At 41.6% G+C, this 19,157-nt stretch carries 16 protein-coding genes; 12 read left to right on the forward strand and 4 right to left on the reverse strand.

Annotated features, from left to right (window positions below):
* Window positions 1–75: 75 nt before the first annotated feature.
* Genes xdhA through puuE form a run of 8 tightly spaced genes read left to right on the forward strand, consistent with a single transcriptional unit; the run spans window position 76 to window position 9,154 of the window.
* Window positions 76–1,584, forward strand: a complete 1,509-nt coding sequence (xdhA, locus tag AC27I2_RS09595; protein WP_487204130.1) for a xanthine dehydrogenase small subunit — start codon at window positions 76–78, stop codon at window positions 1,582–1,584.
* Window positions 1,571–3,910, forward strand: coding sequence for a xanthine dehydrogenase molybdopterin binding subunit (gene xdhB / locus AC27I2_RS09600; RefSeq protein WP_487204131.1), 2,340 nt, complete (start codon window positions 1,571–1,573; stop codon window positions 3,908–3,910). The genes xdhA and xdhB overlap by 14 nt, the downstream gene beginning before the upstream one ends.
* The gene (gene xdhC, locus AC27I2_RS09605; RefSeq protein WP_487204132.1) at window positions 3,903–4,793 is read left to right on the forward strand and encodes a xanthine dehydrogenase accessory protein XdhC; all 891 of its coding nucleotides are present in this window, start codon (window positions 3,903–3,905) and stop codon (window positions 4,791–4,793) included. The genes xdhB and xdhC overlap by 8 nt, the downstream gene beginning before the upstream one ends.
* Window positions 4,790–5,290, forward strand: coding sequence for a 2-oxo-4-hydroxy-4-carboxy-5-ureidoimidazoline decarboxylase (uraD, locus tag AC27I2_RS09610; protein ID WP_487204133.1), 501 nt, complete (start codon window positions 4,790–4,792; stop codon window positions 5,288–5,290). The genes xdhC and uraD overlap by 4 nt, the downstream gene beginning before the upstream one ends.
* Window positions 5,287–5,637, forward strand: coding sequence for a hydroxyisourate hydrolase (gene uraH / locus AC27I2_RS09615; protein WP_487204134.1), 351 nt, complete (start codon window positions 5,287–5,289; stop codon window positions 5,635–5,637). Before uraD ends, uraH begins: the two co-directional genes overlap by 4 nt.
* Window positions 5,638–5,639: 2 nt before the next feature.
* Window positions 5,640–7,004 (forward strand): guanine deaminase, encoded by a 1,365-nt coding sequence (gene guaD, locus AC27I2_RS09620; RefSeq protein ID WP_487204135.1) that lies wholly within the window; start codon window positions 5,640–5,642, stop codon window positions 7,002–7,004.
* 4 nt (window positions 7,005–7,008) lie between these two features.
* Window positions 7,009–8,220, forward strand: a complete 1,212-nt coding sequence (locus AC27I2_RS09625; RefSeq protein ID WP_058404734.1) for a urate hydroxylase PuuD — start codon at window positions 7,009–7,011, stop codon at window positions 8,218–8,220.
* 1 nt (window position 8,221) lies between these two features.
* A complete protein-coding gene (puuE, locus tag AC27I2_RS09630) occupies window positions 8,222–9,154 on the forward strand; it encodes an allantoinase PuuE (RefSeq protein ID WP_487204136.1) in 933 nt (310 codons plus the stop codon).
* A gap of 87 nt (window positions 9,155–9,241) precedes the next feature.
* Here the strand turns inward: puuE and AC27I2_RS09635 are convergent, their stop codons facing one another.
* Window positions 9,242–11,743, reverse strand: coding sequence for a S8 family serine peptidase (locus AC27I2_RS09635; RefSeq protein ID WP_487204137.1), 2,502 nt, complete (start codon window positions 11,741–11,743; stop codon window positions 9,242–9,244).
* Between the two features lie 508 nt (window positions 11,744–12,251).
* Between AC27I2_RS09635 and AC27I2_RS09640 the strand changes: the two genes are divergently transcribed.
* The 4 genes from AC27I2_RS09640 to AC27I2_RS09655 are packed head-to-tail and all read left to right on the forward strand — an operon-like array spanning window position 12,252 to window position 15,381.
* Complete coding sequence (locus tag AC27I2_RS09640) at window positions 12,252–13,754, forward strand: curlin repeat-containing protein (RefSeq protein WP_138529683.1); 1,503 nt, start codon at window positions 12,252–12,254, stop codon at window positions 13,752–13,754.
* A 43-nt stretch (window positions 13,755–13,797) separates the two neighbouring features.
* Complete coding sequence (locus AC27I2_RS09645) at window positions 13,798–14,193, forward strand: curli production assembly/transport protein CsgE (RefSeq protein WP_058404738.1); 396 nt, start codon at window positions 13,798–13,800, stop codon at window positions 14,191–14,193.
* Window positions 14,183–14,608, forward strand: a complete 426-nt coding sequence (locus AC27I2_RS09650) for a curli assembly protein CsgF (protein ID WP_006792599.1) — start codon at window positions 14,183–14,185, stop codon at window positions 14,606–14,608. The genes AC27I2_RS09645 and AC27I2_RS09650 overlap by 11 nt, the downstream gene beginning before the upstream one ends.
* Entirely contained in the window at window positions 14,608–15,381 is a 774-nt protein-coding gene (locus AC27I2_RS09655; protein WP_219423320.1) for a CsgG/HfaB family protein, read from the forward strand. Before AC27I2_RS09650 ends, AC27I2_RS09655 begins: the two co-directional genes overlap by 1 nt.
* 78 nt (window positions 15,382–15,459) lie before the next feature.
* Here the strand turns inward: AC27I2_RS09655 and AC27I2_RS09660 are convergent, their stop codons facing one another.
* The 3 genes from AC27I2_RS09660 to AC27I2_RS09670 form a co-directional block, all read right to left on the reverse strand.
* Window positions 15,460–16,149 (reverse strand): helix-turn-helix transcriptional regulator, encoded by a 690-nt coding sequence (locus AC27I2_RS09660; RefSeq protein ID WP_058404740.1) that lies wholly within the window; start codon window positions 16,147–16,149, stop codon window positions 15,460–15,462.
* Window positions 16,150–16,319: 170 nt separating this feature from the next.
* Window positions 16,320–17,822, reverse strand: a complete 1,503-nt coding sequence (locus AC27I2_RS09665) for a trehalase family glycosidase (RefSeq protein ID WP_487204138.1) — start codon at window positions 17,820–17,822, stop codon at window positions 16,320–16,322.
* A gap of 15 nt (window positions 17,823–17,837) precedes the next feature.
* A complete protein-coding gene (locus AC27I2_RS09670; RefSeq protein ID WP_487204139.1) occupies window positions 17,838–19,082 on the reverse strand; it encodes an MFS transporter in 1,245 nt (414 codons plus the stop codon).
* Window positions 19,083–19,157 lie beyond the last annotated feature (75 nt).

A 19,157-nucleotide genomic window follows, 5' to 3' on the forward strand; every position in this document is an offset into this window, starting at 1 on the left:
TGCGCAATAACAATACGAAAAGGCAGACAATAAACCTTATTAAAAACAAGGTGTTAAAAAGCTAAGGGGGTCTGTGTGATTCAGTTTTTATTAAATGACACGCCAATAGAAGTACAAGAATGTTCGCCAAGTCTCACCATTTTGGACTGGCTACGCACCAAAAAAGGGAAAGTGGGCACCAAAGAAGGGTGTGCTACAGGCGATTGCGGCGCGTGCACAATTTTAGTCGGCGAAGAAAAAACAAACTCAAACGGTAACCCAGTTTGGCACTACCAAACCATGAACAGCTGCCTGCTTTTATTAGGCAATGCACACGCAAAACACATAGTAACTGTAGAGGCTGTAACAACGGGGCTTTACCCAACCCTTGATGACTTACACCCAGTACAACGCGCATTAGTAGAGTGCCATGGTTCACAGTGTGGTTTTTGTACCCCAGGTATAATAATGAGCATGTTGGCGCTTTATATTAATAATCCGAGTTACCCAGGTAAAAAAGCCGCTATTCATGCTTTAGGAGGCAACTTGTGCCGCTGTACCGGCTACAGCCCTATTTTACTAGCGGTAGAAAAAGCTTATAGCTACGAGCGCAAAAATGAGCCTTACTCAGCCATGGCAGCTCAGTTTAAAGCCTCACTTAATACGCAATATGATGACGATGTTCCATTTTTAAAAAATGGCCCTCGCAAATTCTACTTGCCACAAAATGCTAAGCAGCTTGTTGAACTAAAAGCGCTTTACCCGCATGCACACTTGGTTGCTGGTGGCACTGACTTTGCCATTGAGCTTAGCCAAAATATGTTATTACCCGATGTAATAATATCCCTAAGCCAAGCTAAAGAGCTGTGCACATTAAGCGATAACAACGGCGAGCTACATATTGGTGCAGCACTCCCTTACAGCCAGTTTGTAGACGCTTTTTACAGTTACTACCCTGAGTCCAAAGAGCTGTTTGAACGCCTTGGCTCTAACCAAGTACGTAACAGTGGCACCTTAGGTGGCAGCATAGGAAATGCCTCTCCTATTGGCGATCCAGCCCCATTATTAATTGCACTTAATGCCACTATGGATTTATTAAGCGTAGCAGGCATACGCACTATAAACGTGGCCGACTACTTTGTTGATTACAAAAAAACAGTCATTAAAAGCGATGAAGTAATTAGCAAAATTACAGTGCCAAAACGCTCAGACTCGTTAAAGCTTGCGTGCCATAAAATTTCAAAACGCTTTGAAGATGATATATCTACCGTGTGTTTAGTACTGGCTATTGAGCAAGCACAAGGTGTAATTAGCAATGCCCGCTGCGCCATGGGCGGTATGGCTGCAATCCCCAAACGCGCCGCACACATAGAGCAAAAGCTTAATGCTCAGCCCTTACAAGTAAGCACGTTTATAGATGCCGCTAATGCTATAAATGATGACTTTACCCCCATGAGCGACGTACGTAGCAGCGCACATTATCGCACTACGGTAAGCAAAAACTTGCTACAACGTATTGGTATTGAGTTTTGCGGTGCACAGCCTAGTAGCAATAAAAATAATAACAACATTGCCATTACGAGGATTTCACATGCGTCACTTTGAAATGGATAAACTAAAAGCCCAAGGCGGAAGCGTTGGCCAATCTAAGTACCACGAAAGCGCAATTAAACAAGTATGTGGCAATGCAAACTACGCCGACGATAACCCAGAGCCCCATGGCTGCTTACACGCCTACCCTGTGCTTGCGCCTATTACTAGCGGCTTTATTACATCAATTGATACAAGTAAAGCGCTTGAAGTGGCAGGTGTTATACGTATTTTATCGGCCGATGATGTACCCGGTAAGCTTGATATTGGCCCTATATTTCCAGGTGATGTACTGCTGACCAATCACGAAATTCAATACCACGGGCAACCTGTGCTGGTAGTCGTTGCCGACAGCTACGCCATTGCTCGCCGCGCTGCTCGCTTAGTGGTTATAGAGTGCGAGCAAACCACACCCATACTCGATATTAAAGAAGCCATAAAAAAAGAGCATTGGGTAAGGCCGCCCCATTCACTTAACCGCGGAAATAGCGAACAAGCCATAAATAAAGCAGCCCACAAGCTCAAAGGCGAAATACACATAGGTGGGCAAGAACACTTTTACCTTGAGGGACAAATAGCACTTGCTCAGCCCGATAACGACGGCGGGATCCATGTGCAATGTTCTACGCAGCACCCAACAGAGGTGCAGCACTTAGTTGCTAAAATTTTAAAAAAGCCATTTAGCTTTGTAAACGTAGAAACCCGCCGTATGGGCGGTGCCTTTGGCGGTAAAGAAACTCAAGGCGCACCGTGGGCTTGCCTTGCAGCGCTTGCAGTTTACTACCTTGGCTGCGCAGTTAAAATGCGCCTAGCCCGTAGCGACGATTTTAAATTAACCGGTAAGCGCCACCCGTTTTATAATCACTATCATGTTGGTTTTGACGAAAATGGTTTAATAGAAGGTGCCGACATTACCGTAAACGGATTTTGTGGCTACTCCCCAGATTTATCAGATGCAATTGTAGACCGCGCCATGTTTCATGCCGATAACGCCTATTACTACCCAGCCGCCACAATTAAGGGTAATCGCTGTAAAGTAAATACCGTAAGCCATACTGCATTTAGAGGATTTGGTGGCCCGCAAGGCATGATTATGGGCGAGCTAATAATGGACGATATAGCAGCCAAATTAGGTAAAGATCCTCTTGAGATCCGAAAACTTAATTTATACAAAAAAGGCCGCGACACCACGCCGTATCATCAAACCGTAGAGCAACATATTTTAAAAGATATGATAACCCAGCTTGAGGAGTCGGGTGACTACTGGGCGCGTAAAACTGCAATTAAAAAGTTTAATGCCACATCCCCTATTATTAAAAAAGGGCTATCGATGACGCCGGTTAAATACGGTATTTCGTTTACGGTACAGCATTTAAATCAAGCTGGTGCATTAGTACATGTATACAGCGATGGTTCTATACATTTAAACCACGGCGGCACCGAAATGGGCCAAGGACTAAACACCAAAATTGCGCAAATTGTGGCCCATGGCTTTGGGGTCGATTTTAACGCGGTAAGTATTAGTGCTACCCGTACCGACAAGGTACCCAACACCTCGCCAACCGCCGCCTCAAGCGGGACTGACCTAAACGGCATGGCAGCGCTAAACGCCGTAAACACCATAAAAGAACGCTTAATAAACTTTATAAGCGAGCACTTTGAAGTAGACAGCCAAAGTGTTGTATTTAAAGATAACCTAATTACCTTTAACAAAGGTGAAATTAGCTTTAGCGAACTTGCAAACCTTGCTTACATGAACCGTATATCGCTTTCATCAACGGGTTATTACGCCACGCCTAAAATACATTACGACAGAGCGAAAGGCGAAGGCCGCCCATTTTTTTACTACGCTCACGGCGTAGCACTCAGTGAAGTAGAAATCGATACGCTAACAGGCGAAAACACCGTAACGCGTGTAGATATTCTGCACGATGTGGGCAGCTCAATTAACCCAGCACTTGATATAGGCCAAATTGAAGGTGCCTTTGTGCAAGGTATGGGCTGGCTTACCACCGAAGACTTACAATGGAATGATAAAGGCCAGCTTGCAAGCTTTGGCCCCGCTAACTATAAAATTCCGGCTATTGGCGATACCCCTGCCGAATTTAACGTCAATTTATATAACTCTGCCAACCCAGAAACCACCGTATTTAGGTCAAAAGCAGTTGGCGAGCCGCCGTTTATGTTGGCCTTTAGTGTGTGGAGTGCGATTCGTAATGCGATAAGCAGTGTGGCTGATTACAAGTACACCGCCCCACTCGATACGCCTGCAACACCTGAGCGTGTATTAAACGCAATTGTGCAAACCGCTAGCTGGTTTGAGGAGCAGCAACATGGCTAATTTAAATGAGTCGTTTCAGGGTTTTCATACTCAAAACTGGGCGCAAGCTATAAACGAGCACGAACAAAGCGGCACTAACTATGTTATTGCGACAGTGCTTGGAACCAATGGCTCAACCCCTCGTGGCACAGGCTCTAAAATGGTAATAAGCGGCGAGCATATTTACGACACCCTTGGCGGTGGTCACCTTGAATACGTAGTAATAGAAAAAGCCCGCGAACTGCTTGCCAAAGGTGAGGCGGCGCAAGTGATAGAGCAGTTTAACCTAGGCGCAAATTTAGGCCAATGCTGCGGCGGAGCTGCCACCGTGATGCTTGAGTGCATGCAATGCGAGCGCTTTACCCTCGACATATACGGCGCAGGCCATGTAGCACAAGCGCTTATTGGTATATTGGCACAGCTGCCTATGCGTATACGTTGGATAGATAGCCGCGCCGATGTATTCCCACAGAACATTCCTAATAACGTTATAAAAGTGGTTGATGAAGAGCCAACAGAGCAAGTTAAACGCGCGCCCAAAGCTAATAATTACTTAATATTAACCCATAACCACCAGCTCGACTTTGCACTCACACAAGCCATTATTAAACGCGCTGATGCCAATTGGCTTGGCGTAATTGGCTCAGATACCAAAGCAAAACGCTTTAAGCAGCGCTTAGCTCATCGCGATTTTACCACCGAGCAAATAAAGCAAATGACCTGCCCTGTTGGGCTTGAAAATGTAACGGGCAAGCTCCCTATGGAAGTGGCAATATCAATTAGTGGGCAGTTAATTGGCCTTTATCAAGCTATGCAAACCCATGCGCCAAAACGCCAAAGTGTGCAATGGCGTGCACTTAAAAATGCTCTAATTAGCACCGCGCAAGAGGAAGAAAACGCATGAGTCGCTTAAAAATTAATAACCTAAATGAAGCGCAAGCGTACCAAGCATTAGAGCATTGTTGCGCCGCCCCTAATTGGGTGAGCGGTATGCTAAATACCATGCCATTTAAAAATAAAGAGCAGCTTTTTCAGAGCGCGCAAAGCGTATGGGATAGCCTAGGTGAGAGCGACTATTTAGCCGCTTTTGAAGGCCACCCGCAAATAGGCGATTTATCAACATTAAGTAAAAAGTACGCAGCTACTGCACAAAAAGCGGGGCACGAACAATCAGGAATGAGCAAAGCAAACGAGCAAACCCTTAAAAAAATGATTGCGCTAAATAAAGAATACCTCAGTAAATTTGGCTTTATATTTATTGTGTGTGCCAGCGGCAAAAGTGCTGAGCAAATGCTTGAACTTATTGAGCAGCGTATACACAACACCCGCAGCACAGAGCTCAATATAGCCGCAGGCGAACAAGCCAAAATAACAAAAATAAGATTGGAGTCCCTGATATGAATAAAAGTATGAACAAAAGCCCTATTACTACCCATATACTCGATACCAGCACAGGCAAACCTGCAGCCGATGTAGCTGTACAATTGTTTGTATACACTAATAACAAGTGGGAATTAATTGCCCAAGGTAAAACAAATAGCGACGGGCGTATTACCGACTGGCTAAATAAAAACGTAGAGTTTGCCACCTATAAGTTAGTATTTGATTTAGATAGCTATTATGAAAACCAACCTACCCCAGCGTTTTACCCAGAAGCGCAAATAACCTTTAGATTACAAGATCAAAAACATCATCACATCCCATTATTGCTTAGCCCATTTGGCTACTCAACGTACAGAGGCAGCTAACAATGAGCACGCAAAACAATAATAAATTAACCGTAATTTGTGCCAACATACTCGACTTTGTTGACGACCCAGCCATAGCGGGCGACACCGCCCATCGCTATTTTGAAAAAGGCGCGTTAGTTATTCAAAACGGTAAAGTGGTTAACCTTGGTTACGAGCAAGACATACTGCCAAGCATTGATAAGTCAGCCACTCTTATTCGCCACGATGGCAAATTGGTAATGCCCGGCATGATAGACACGCACATACATTTGCCGCAAACCGAAATGGTCGGCGCGTATGGCGAGCAGCTTTTAAGTTGGCTTACCGAATACGCCTTCCCAACCGAAAAAAAGTTTGCCAGTGAAGTGTACTCAAGTGAGGTTTCAAACCGCTTTTTAGATGAGTTATTACGAAACGGCACCACCACTGCATTGGTATTTGGCACGGTGCACCCGCAATCGGTGGATGCCTTTTTTAGCGAATCTCAAAAACGTAATTTACGCATGATTGCCGGTAAGGTGATGATGGACAGAAACTGCCCTGACGATTTATCTGATTGCGCGCAAACCAGTTACGATCAATCAAAAGCACTCATAGAAAAATGGCACAATGTTGATAGGTTAAGCTATGCGGTAACACCACGTTTTGCGCCTACATCAACCCCTGAGCAACTACAAAAATGCACTCAACTATTAGAAGAATACCCCGACACTTACCTACATACGCACTTATCTGAAAACAAAGACGAGTGCGAATGGGTAAAAGGGTTATTCCCGGGCGCTGATGATTACTTGAGTGTTTACGAGCAAGCTAAAATGGTACGTAAACGCTCGGTATTTGCTCATAGTATTCATTTATCTGAGCGCGAGCTTTGCTGCCTTGCAGATAACAACGCGGCTATTTCGCACTGCCCTACTTCTAACTTATTTTTAGGCTCTGGCTTATTAAATTTAAAAGCCTGTGAAGAGCACGGAATAAACGTAGGTATGGGCACCGATGTTGGCGCAGGCACAAGTTTTTCTATGCTACAAACAGGTAATGAAGCGTACAAAATTCAACAGCTTCAAGGTCAAAAGTTCTCGGCTTTTAAAGGCCTATATTTAGCGACGCTTGGCGGCGCACGGGCGCTGGATTTAGAAGGCACCATAGGAAATTTTGCAATCGGTTGTGAAGCCGACTTTATAGTCATGGATTACGCGGCTACTTCATTTTTAAAATTTAGAATTGGCCATGCTAAAACACTACACGAGCAACTTTTTGCCATGATGATGCTAGGCGATGATCGCTGTATTGAACAAACCTACATTATGGGTAAAAGCGTTTATAAACGCGATGATAAAAAACAGTTTACAGCCACCCACACACCGCAGTTAGAAGAGGCTTAACCTAATGGAAAACTATTTATTTGAGCTTGTTCATTTAGTGCTTCGTTTTTTTCATGTAATTGCTGGCATTGCGTGGATTGGCGCGTCGTTTTATTTTGCGTGGCTTGATAATAACTTACAAACCCCGCCACAATGGAAACAAGACAAAGGCATAAAAGGCGATTTATGGGCCGTGCACGGCGGTGGCTTTTACGAAGTGGCTAAGTATCAAAATGGCCCTGAAGAAATGCCCCACACTCTGCATTGGTTTAAATGGGAAGCCTACACAACGTGGATCACCGGTATTTTATTATTTAGTCTACTTTTTTATGTTGGCGCCGATGTTTACCTAATCGATAACAGTAAAAGTGAGCTAAGTAAATTTGCAGCTATTAGTGCATCGCTTGGCTTTATTGGCTTAGGTTATGGTGTTTATCGATTATTATGTAAAACCCCGCTGGTTGAAAACGGCAACGCGTTTATTGCTGTGGTTATTGGCCTATTGGCCCTTTGGACTTACGGGGTTGACCAGCTATTTAGTGACCGCGCTGTGTATATTCACGTAGGTGCCCTTATTGGCACGTGTATGGTTGGCAATGTGTACCACATTATTATGCCAGGGCAGCGCTACATGGTAAGCGAAGTAGAAGCTGGCCGTATTCCTGATTCAGCACCGGGTTTAAAAGCAAAGCTGTGCTCTATTCATAATAACTACGCCACGTTACCTGTGGTATTTATTATGCTAAGCAACCACTTTCCATATACCTACAGCCACAGCGTTGGCTGGCTTATATTAATTGCGCTATTTGGTATTGGCATGTGGATACGCCATTACTTTAACTTAAAGCACCAAGGTATTAATAAACCTTCGGTACTTATAAGTGGTATTGCCGCTTTTTTTGCCCTCATGCTGGCTATAGCTCCATGGCCTAGCAGCCCAACAAATACAAGCGAAAGCGCGCCTTTACAAGCCAGCATTACCGACACTCAAGCGTGGGATATAATCAGCAAGCACTGCACACAGTGCCACAGTGAAACACCTACATCAAAGCTTTTTCAAACAGCGCCGCTTGGCTTTAAGCTCGACTCTATTAATGATGTAAAAAAAGCCAGCACGCTTATTCATACCCGCGCGGTTATAACCAAAGACATGCCATTGGCAAATATGACCAAAATGACTGATGCAGAGCGAGAAACACTAGGCTCTTGGCTCACAGCAATTAAAAAGGAGCAATAACATGAGCGAGCAATTTAAACACTACCCGCGCGATTTAGTTGGTTATGGCTCACAGGTGCCCCATGCAAATTGGCCCAATAAAGCCCGCATTGCTCTGCAAGTGGTATTAAATTACGAAGAAGGCGGCGAAAACTGTGTACTCCATGGTGATGCAGCGGCCGAAACATTTTTATCCGAAATAGTCAGTGCCCCGCATGTAGAAGACCGCCATATAAGCATGGAGTCCATTTACGAATATGGCTCGCGAGCAGGTGTATGGCGTTTACTTAAACTCTTTAAAAAATACGATATACCTGTCACTATTTTTGCTGTGGCAATGGCCCTTGAGCGCCACCCCGATATAGCTAAAGCCTTTGTAGATGCAGGGCACGAAATAGCAAGCCACGGCCTGCGCTGGATTAATTATCAACATATAGATAAGCAAACCGAGCGCGAGCACATGCAAAAAACCATTGAGATCATTCAAACACTCACAGGTAAAAAGCCAAAAGGCTGGTATACCGGGCGCACAAGCCCAAATACTGCAGCCCTTGTGGTAGAAAATGGCTCGTTTTTATATGACGCCGACGATTACAGCGACGATTTACCCTTTTACAGTATTAAAGAAGGTAAGCCACAGTTAATAGTGCCCTACACCCTTGATGTAAACGACATGCGCTTTGCTGCGGTGCAAGGCTTTAATGCCGGCGATCAATTTTATAATTACTTAAAAGATGCCTTTGATACGCTTTATGAAGAAGGCGACCCACAAGGTGAAAACGCCCCAAAAATGATGTCGATAGGGCTGCATTGCCGCTTAATTGGCCGCCCAGGGCGCATTAAAGCCCTCGCACGGTTTTTAGAGTATGCTAAATCGCATGAGCAAGTGTGGTTTGCCACGCGCGAGCAAATCGCCGAGCACTGGCTTAAAACCCACCCCTATAAAAAAGCCTAGATGTAGTCTATTTAAAATTACACTTTAGTAACTTAAAACAAAAAAGCCCAGCATAGCTGGGCTTTGGTTACTCTAAGGGGGTGTTACTTAATTAAATGTTACTGTTACGATGTTAGAACATACGTTTTCAGAAACACACAATTGGTAATCGTAGCTTGATAGTGAAGCACCACGCTCATAATCACGGTAGCGGCCGTTATCCGACGTAGTATCAATTAGTTCACCATTACGGTAAACGTTCATCGATTCAGCTCCCACTGTGTCCCAGCTAAGATCTACACGCATAGTACCCAAGCGTGATTTATTAGCGCGTTTTAATGTAAGCTCAATATCTACATCGCTGACAACAACCGTTTGCATTGACGTGCTAGTATTACCTTCGCTGTCTGTTACGGTTAATTCAACGTTGTAGCTGCCAGAGCCTGCGTACACATGAGTTGGATTTTGATCAGACGATGTTGCCCCATCACCAAAGCTCCAGCTCCACTGTGTAATATCGTTGTTGGCATCAGTACTTGCATCTGTAAACATGGCCGTTAAGCCTTCTATTTCAGTGTCAAAGCTCGCTTGTGGTGGCTGTGGAGTAACTTCTCCAATCGCACTAAATGTAAGAGACCAACCATTGATGTTACCAACATCAGCACCCGCTGTATCTACAACGTGTAACGTCCAATCACCAGTTGCAACTTCACTGTTGAAGGCACTTGATGTAAATGTTTTAACAATATCGTCGTCACTGCCACCTTGGTTACTTTGTAACGTAACTTCTGAACCTTGAGCCGATGTTAACGTTAATACCAAGTCACCAGACCAAGTGTGTGTAATATTTACATCGGCAGAAGTGCCAAAAATAGTTAAATCATCAGCAACAGTAATTACAGAGCTTGCACCTTGTGGATCGTTATCTGGAATAGATACGTTATCATCACTGCTATATGTAAAATCGTTTAAGCCTGCAGGCTGTAGCATTAATGACACAGTTTGTGTTTTTAACTGCTGATCTGTACTTGCCTCAACCGTAAAATCATAATTACCCCAAGGCGTGTCATCAAACGTATTTACAGTTAAAACAACCTCATCACCTGGGCGTGCCGTAGAAGCACTAAGTGAAGCCCCCTCTAAACTAGAACTAAGCGAAAGCGCTACATCGCCATCCCATTGCGCAATCGAACCAATCTCAAACGTGTAGGTAACTGTATCGCCTACGGTTGCTTGCTGAGTTGTAGGAGTAACCGATAATTTAAAGCCAGGTGTAGGATCAGCATCTAATAATGCCTGGTTTGCATTTAAACGCGTACCTGCAACTGTTTTACCTGTTAAAGCAGTATTAGCATCGCCGCTGCTCATTAGCAGCTCTTTTAACTCTACTGTTGTTAAATCTGGGTTTACTGAAAGAACAAGAGCAGCCACACCTGCAACATGTGGTGTTGCCATTGAAGTGCCAGAATAAGTAGCGTAACCGCCACCTGGAATAGTTGAAAGAATAGCGCTACCCGGCGCGCCCATATCAACACTTTCTAGGCCCCACTGCGAAAAACCAGACATATTATCACTGCTATCTGTACTTGCGATTGATAGTACACTGTCGTTTTCGTAGTTAGATGGGTAGTGCGGGTTTACATCGTTATCTACTGCGTCATTCCCTGCTGCTGCTACGAATAAAATGTCTGCGTCTTCACTGGCCGTTATTGCATCGGCTAAAGCTTGGCTATAACCGCCTCCACCCCAACTATTATTTAGTACGCGAAGGTTAACACCTGAGTTTTTAAGACCAACCATGTAGTCAATACATTTAATGGCATCTGACGTTGAACCACTACCTGAAGCATCTAAAAATTTACAACCAGCGATAGATACATCATGGTTTACACCCACAATACCTTCGTTATTGTTGCCACTTGCACCAATGGTTCCTGAAACATGCGTACCATGCCCTTGATCGTCCATTGGGTTGCCTGAGTTAGTAATTGCATTGATGCCATGAACATCATCAACATAACCGTTACCGTCGTTATCAATTCCATCGCCAGCAATCTCACCCGGGTTTACCCAAGCATTAGCTAAAAGATCGGCATGATTATAGTCAACACCGGTATCGATCACACCAACAACCACATCTCTACTACCCGTAGAAATTGACCACGCTTCAGGTGCATCAATATCGGCGTCAGCTACACCACCGGTTTGACCTTCGTTATTTAAACCCCATAGGTCACCAAAACGCGGATCATTTGGCGTAGTGGCAATACTTACACGGTAGTCTGGTTCAACATATTCAATAGCCTGATGAGTTTTAAGGCGTTTTATTGCCTCTTTAGTACTCATACCCGTTACTTTAAATTTAGCTAAGCGGCCTGAAAGTAAAGACTTATAGTTATCATCAACCTCATCGCTGTTCATGTCAGAGATTTTAGCTCTCACTAACGAACGAGCTTGCTTACGCATTTTAGCTGACACATTTTTTTTGTATTTAACAATAAGTGAATCACTGCTTGCAGTTACTGATTGTTTAATACTTGTTTCAGGTAGTTGCGCAGCAGCCAAACAAGGAACAAGCGCAAGTGTAATAATAGATAATTTTGTTTTCATTGTTCTATCCATAGTTGATTGAGCTTAAAAAATTTTAAGCAAGTTTACTGACAACATCGAATAAGAAAGATCACATGGCATTTACCCAGCAAACTAACAAATCAAAAATTACTCAAGTATTTAAATTGGAAACAACAAAAAATCAACATTTTTGACCAGAGTCGTCATTAAAAAAACATTCAAGGCAGCCTTTTTTATGAATTTATTAATTACAAGCAGCCAGTCAAGTAGCTCAACAATTTTTACTAGTTTTTTAGAAAAATACTAAAAATAAAAATAAAAACAGCATAACTAATTGTATTTAAAAGATATAAAAATCGGTAAAAAAAGATGATTTAAGAATTTATAATTCAAGAATACAGTGAATGTGCATTTAGAAAACGCGACACAACATTGAATAACGTTTGATCACAACATTATACCGGCACGGCATGCTGGAACTACGAATACTCTATAAAAACAAAATAACGTAGAGCATTCAGTATTTTTTATTTCAAGGAGAATAATAATGAAGTTAAACAAATCACTTATAAGCTGTGCAGTAGCAATTGCAATGGGCACAAGCTTCTCTTCCTTTGCAGATACAGCAACTAAATCAGGGTCAGTATCTGATTTAAGTACAAAAGTATCTGTACAAAGCACGAGCAATTCAATGGTCCTTGCACAAACTCAAGTAGGTAATACAGCATTACTTTTACAAGATGGTGATGGTAATACAATGCAAGTTACCACTATTGGCAACGACAACACGACCGAGGTGTCGCAATTCCAAACAGGTAACTTTGTAGAAGTAACCACCGTTGGCGACAATAATGTGCAAACATACTCACAAGATGGTTTATACAATGGTGCGTTAACTACGGTCACCGGCAACAATAATCAGCTTTATGTTTCACAAGAAGGCGAAGGTTTATTTTTTAACAATGAAGCGATCAACTCTATTGTGGGTGATGACAATACTGTTGATATTGAACAAGGTACAGGTGGTCATTGGTTTTACAACATGGACATGCAAGGCAGTGGCAATGAGGTAAGTGCATTACAAACTGGTGAATGGCATGAAGCTGTAATTACAAGCGCTACAGGCGACGATAATGCAGTAATGGTAGAGCAAAATGGCTTTTATAATACATTCAGAGTGTCCTCGCTACAAGGTAACGATAACGAGTTAGATATTGAACAAGACGGCGATCAAAATGCTGTAACACTTACAGATCTTTACGGTGACAATAATGAGTTTGGTGTTGAGCAAGAAGGTGCTGACAACACTGTTAATTTCACTGCTATTGTAGGTAACGATAACGAAGTAGGCATAGACCAAGAAGGCTTGGCTAATAATGTTGATTCAGCTTTATTTGAAGGCGAAAACAACGAAGTAATGGCGATGCAAAATGGTGACTTTAATACAACAACTGCTGAGTTAATTGGTAATGATAACGAACTTACAGCCATTCAAAATGGTAGCGAGAATGAAGCATACATGGGCGTGTTAGGCTCAGATAATGAATTTACAATTAGCCAATTTGGCGACGTTAACTCTGCTCATTTAGTGAACTTTAATGGCTTAGAAAATGATGTAAACCTTACCCAACTGGGTGAAGAAAACATCGCGGTTGTTGAATCGTCTTACCCTGACGTTTCGCTAACATCTAACGAAAACGACATCGAAATTACGCAAGACGGCCTGCAAAATGAAACCATGGTTACACTTGCAGGTATTCTTGATAGCAACTTCAACCAAATTGATATTGCGCAAAATGGCGACTTTAACCTTATCGACATGATGGTAGAAGGCAGTGGCCACAGCATAGATATTTCACAAGAAGGTGAAAATAACTGGGTTGTAGGTACTGAACAATCACCGTTTTTAGTAGGTGGTGAGAACGTCACATTCAATGTCACTCAGCTAGGCAATGACAATATTGTTGAAGGGGGTGTTATTGGTGTTAATAGTACCGTAACGGTTACTCAAATTGGTGACGGTAATACAGCCACAATTACACAAATGTAATTAATAACAATAAAGGGGAGCTTCAACTCCCCTATTTTAAACTATGAAAATAAATAAAAAAATCAATCTCCTGCTCTTACTCGCTTTGTATTTGGCCCCTCCAGGTGTTGCTGCAGATGAACTTGAAATTGACGGGTTATTACTTGATAGAAGCATTAGCCGATTTGGTCATCAATTTTACTATGAATTTTCAAATTACTGGCGAGACTTGCCTTCAACCGCTGGTTTTAACATTGAAATCAAAGAAACGGTAATACCCAAAGCTGGCACAAAGCTTACTCTTGTAATGAACAATCAAACTATATATGCAACCTATTTAGGACGCAGATTAGAGCCATTAGACGCACGCGTTGAACAAGCGGTCTATACGGTAATTGATGCAATGGCTCGCTCAAACATGGCTACATCTTCTAAAGATATGGCTTTAAATGGATGGTAAAATGAAAAAAATAATATTTACAATAATAACAACATTATCCTTTTGCGCATCAGCAACTGAAATGGTTTACACCCCTATAAACCCTAGCTTTGGTGGCAACCCACTCAATGCCAATATGTTATTGAGTAAAGCGCAAGCTCAAAATAAACACAAAGCGCCTTCAATCGAAAAAGGCTATGCTGAGCAATTTCAGGACTCGCTTGAGCGCACCTATCTAAACCGTATGGTTCGTGAAATAACAGACATGGCCTTTGGAGAAGACATAGAAGATAGTATTTTTGACCAAGACTCAATTTTTATGAGTGGCGATTATCAAATTGAAGTCATCACCAGCACCGCTGATACCATTACAGTCAAAATAACAAATATTATTGATGACACCGTCGTGATTATTGAAGTACCGAGGTTTGGATAATGAAAAAAATAATAACAATAGCAATACTATTACTGTTAAGCGGATGCTCAACACTGGGCAAATTAATTCCGCCTTCTCAACAAAGTGCCATGAGCCTTGAGCCGACAGAAATATTTAGCGACTTAAAAAACTTACCAAAACCAGCAGGCAGTATACCCGTATCAGTTTACTCATTTAGAGATCAAACAGGCCAATACAAACCACAAACAAATGTAAGCTCTTTTTCTACTGCCGTAACACAAGGGGCTAATTCTATTTTAGTGCAAGCGCTTCATGAGTCAGATTGGTTTACGCCGGTCGAACGTGAAGGTCTGCAAAATATATTAACAGAAAGAAAAATAATTAGAGCAGCCCAATCAGAAAACCCTAACAGTGTTGAACTCCCTCCATTAACCACCGCTAAAATAATTTTAGAAGGGGGTATTATAAGCTACGATACCAACGTAAAAACAGGTGGTTTAGGGATGGAATATTTTGGTATTGGTGCTTCTGAACTTTACAGAGAAGATGCTATATCAATATATTTACGTGCTGTAGACGTACGAACAGGGCAAGTACTCTTGAGCGTTGCCACCAGCAAAAAGGTATTAAGCCAAGAAATGAGAGCAGGCTTTTTTAGATATGTAAGTTACAAGCGCCTAGCCGAAGCTGAAGGTGGCTTTAGCGACAACGAACCCATGAGTATATGCGTTACTCAAGCAATAGAAAAAGCACTAACCGACCTTGTTACAAAAGGAATCGATAAAGGGTTGTGGGCTCAAAAAGCAGCGTAATATTTAAATTTAAAATTATAAAGGCTACTTAATGTAGCCTTTATAATTTAATGGTTACTGAATTTTTGCCGCAACTAGCTACTTTGCCATTGGCAATAATACTGCCACATACCGCTGGGCCCAATTTGCAAGCTCTACCCTATTGCGTGAATTTGTTTTTTTAAAAGCACTGTATAAATGCGTTTTAACAGTGTGATCGCTTATATTAAGTTTATCCGCAATTATATTATTACTAGCCCCTTGAGCTATTAAATGAATAACCGATTTTTCTCGCTTAGTTAAATGAGCGTAGTCATCCTGCTTTAAACTAATATCGTCTTGTAAAGAATTAAAAGATGAAGCAACTAATAAAATATCGCTAAACGCTTTAGAAATTACTTTTCGGGTAAACCACAATTCATCCGATGTGACCCTAACTAACCCTTTAAAAATAACTTCTGGGGCGTCCGATTTATAAAAAACGCCATTTATGTGGTTCATTAATAAATTTTTTTCGCAAACGGCTTCTTGCTCTACATTAAATAAAACAACCTTATGCTTTTTAGCCAAACAGAGTAAATCAGCAGGAAGTAAATCTAACCAATTATTTTTAGCACCATCAATTAAATATAAATCAAACTTGTCGCGTGCGTCTTGTTTAGGTAATGCATCATCCATTTTTATGTCACCAAAAATAGCCTGCATTGTTTTTAGTATAATGGTATAGCTTTCACAATGAAAAGAAGATTGAAAGGTTGTTTTTACAAATACAGTGTGAGGTTTGAGCATAAATTTCATCCTTGAAACATTTACACCACACTACCTAATTTAAAAACAACTTACAATGCGATTTTGGTATTAAATGAAAACGATAAAAATTTATAAGTAATATTAATTTATTAAAAATCAATTAATTAAATAAATTCATTTGAATTTTGTATAGTAAACAACTGCTCTGATCAGTCATCACAGAGCGTATAAAAGCGCGAAGTTACGCCATTTGTCCAACCAAAACCTTGCTGTACTGCATACTCTCCGCCACCTGCTTTTAGCTGTGGCTCACACACATTATACTTTTCTAGTAAGCACTTATTTTGAGCAAAGTCTTGCTCGACCATAGTTAACCAATTTTGCATAATACGCTTACTAAGGCCGCTAAAGCCGTAGTTATTAAGCCCTTTTACGCTAAACCATTGAAGCGGAGCCCAACCATTTGGGCTATCCCATTGCTGTGGCGTATCTGTAATAGTGGTCACTACACCACCATCTTTTAAAAAGTCTTGCTCTATAAGTTTAGCAACCTGCTTAGCTTGTTCATCACAAGCCACATTTACAAACAGGGCTGTACTTGCTGCAGCGCTTAATACGTCAGACTGACTCGCTTTACTGTGATTGTAATCAACAAAAAAGTGATGCTCATCGCTCCATAAGTACCTATTTATAAGCTGTTTTCTATTAGCGGCATAGGTATTAAATACCTCGGCTTGCGTGTTATTACCTAATAAAGTGTAAAACTCACTAAGCTGATTTTCTAAGTTGTACATTAAGCAATTTAAGTCAATTGGCACTATATCTGTTGTTTGTATTGAACTTAGCGAAAGCGGCTCGGCTAACCAGCGAGAGCTAAAATCCCACCCCGATTCGCACGCGGCACGAATATTGCGATAAAAATCAGGCTTTTCATGATCTGCAAAATCATGGGCTAACTCTAAATCTTCCCTAAGCGACTCGGCCCTAGGAGCAGCCTCATCGTCCCAGTAACGATTTAAAACGCCACCACAATTGAGCTTTACTACACGCTTAACGGCTGTTTGGTCAGTATTTAAATTATCTGCACCTTGCATCCAAAACGCATACTCTTTTTCAAGCGCGGTAACACAACTTTTAAGCCAGGCTAAGTTATTCGATTTGCAGTGCACATGTTGCCATAATAATTGCACCATAAGCGCTAAAATTGGCGGCTGGGAGCGAGATAAATAGTAGCGACGGTTACCATTTGGAATGCACCCAAAATCGTTTATTAAATCAATAAAGTTTTGCAGCATATCTTCAACAATGTCGGCTTTATTAGCGTCAATTAAGCCAAGCGCTGTAAAGTAACTATCCCAATAGTATATTTCCTGAAAACGCCCACCCGGTACAATATAGCTGTGCTTAAGTGCTAATAATGAATCGGCTTTAGGCGTGTCTGCTTCGCGGCGTAAACCATCCCACAGCGAGTTGATGTAACTTTTTACACTTGAAGTATTTACCTCAGTACTCATTTTTAATAGCGAGGTTGTTAAAAAGTGAGCGTTTACAAACTCTTTAAGATCAATGTTGCTGAGTGGTGCTACTTGCTCGTAACTTTCACACGCACTTTGCCAATTGGTACGTGCGGTAGCATCTGCAAATGTTTTACAGTCACTAAAAATATGCTGTGTTTGTACATCTTTAAATAATTGGCTATCAAAAAAATTCATAACAATCCTAAAAATTTAAGCATTAGCTGTATGTTGAGAAATGGCATGGGTGCGTTTTTTAAAAATAATCACGCTAATAAAAATCAAACTAATGGGTATTAAAGAAAGGTAAAATGCATGTTGCCCGCTAAAGTGCTCAAACACATAGCCTGTGATCATTGAACCCGTTGTGCCACCCAATGCAGAAAATACAACGATTAAACCAGTCATGGCCGCATGCTGATATTTTGGTAGCGCATTTAACATCACAGAATTTAATACTGGGTAAATAGGTGCCATAAAAAAGCCAATAAGAGGCAAAATAAATGCCGCTAACGGAGCGTCAAATAAGCTTTTAACCGCAGCAGTAGCAGTTGGTAAGTTTTCAGTAAGCGGCAACGTAATAATAATAAGTGATGCCATCGCAACAAGGCAGCCACATAAAACAAAAAACCAATTAATGTGTTTAAGCACCTGCCCTGCAACTAATCGACCCAGCGCAAGAGCGGCGGCAAATATGCTAGCTAACTGAATGCTTATAGCTACAGGTAACTGTAATACTTGGTTATTAAAGGTTGGTAACCAAGTTCCAACTCCTTGCTCTATAAGTACATATAAAAAAGCACTTATAATAAAAATAACAACAAGTGGTTGGTAAGTTAGCTTTAACATGGCCACAAAGTCACTTAAGCTCGAACTACTCTTATCGCTTTGAAGCGCAGGCTTAATAGGTGCAGCTACAACGCTTACAATCACAACTAAAGTAAGTGCCGCCAGTACATAATATACATTTAGCCATGCACTAGGCTCATAGGGATTTATAAATGCCGTAAAAATCCAGTAGCCGCTTAATACACCCACCATAAAAATACCTTCTATGGTGTTTAATAACGACGAATGGCTATTTGCATCGTCTGTTACTTGGCCAATAATTGAATAAACAGAGACTTTTACTACAGCAAAACCACAGCCAATAGCCGCAAATAGCGCTTTAAACATATAAAAGTCGCTAATCATTGCGGTGCTTACACAGGCCGCTGCAACCACAGTTAATGCGCCAAGCATAGCGAGTTTATAACCCAGCCTAGGGATAAACGATGCAAGAGCAAAAGACATTATCGCAATCGATAAATCTTTAAATCCTTCCAGTACCGATGCTTCTGTTTTACTAACGCCTAGCGTATTTATTGCCTGCAAAATAACGGTACCTACGCTATTTAATAATATTGCAAAAATAAAATAGCTTGCAGCAATTGCCAGTGTGATTTTTGTTTTACTCATAGCTTGCCCTACTTACAACGCAATGCATTGTAACTTTATAAGCTAATGACCTTAGGGTATTAGCGTGTGTGTGTC

Source organism: Pseudoalteromonas sp. NH0006-46, assembly GCF_057547735.1.